Raw genomic sequence first — 313 nt, 5'->3', positions numbered from 1 at the left:
GGTTATGAAAATGGCTGGTACCATCAACCGCCTCGAAGCCGAGAATGCCGCCCTGCGGGAGAAGCTTGCGGCGGCGATAGAGGATATAAAGCGGATGGATAGATACATTGCAAAAAGTGATGATCCGTATGCAGCGTTATGTGAGGTATGTAAATACAAGCCTCAGAACGGAGGGAAATGTAAGCGGTGCGATGTGCACGATAATGCAGGCTTTAAGTGGCGCGGCGGACAGGAAGGGAGCGAGTGAAGTATGAAAGTAAAAATTAAAACTGTAGTTGAATATTGCAGGATGCTTACTCAGGAGGAAAAAGAG

1 protein-coding gene is annotated in these 313 nt (G+C 47.6%); it reads left to right on the top strand.

Going from position 1 to position 313, the window contains the following annotated elements; genetic code table 11:
• A partial coding sequence (locus tag CHK_RS16610; RefSeq protein WP_160295614.1) for a hypothetical protein occupies positions 1-247 on the top strand: 247 nt, incomplete at its 5' end.
• Between the last annotated feature and the right edge of the window lie 66 nt (positions 248-313).

Source organism: Christensenella hongkongensis (assembly GCF_000981035.1).
Taxonomy (GTDB): domain Bacteria; phylum Bacillota; class Clostridia; order Christensenellales; family Christensenellaceae; genus Christensenella; species Christensenella hongkongensis.
This window is presented reverse-complemented; position numbering and strand designations above follow the sequence as displayed.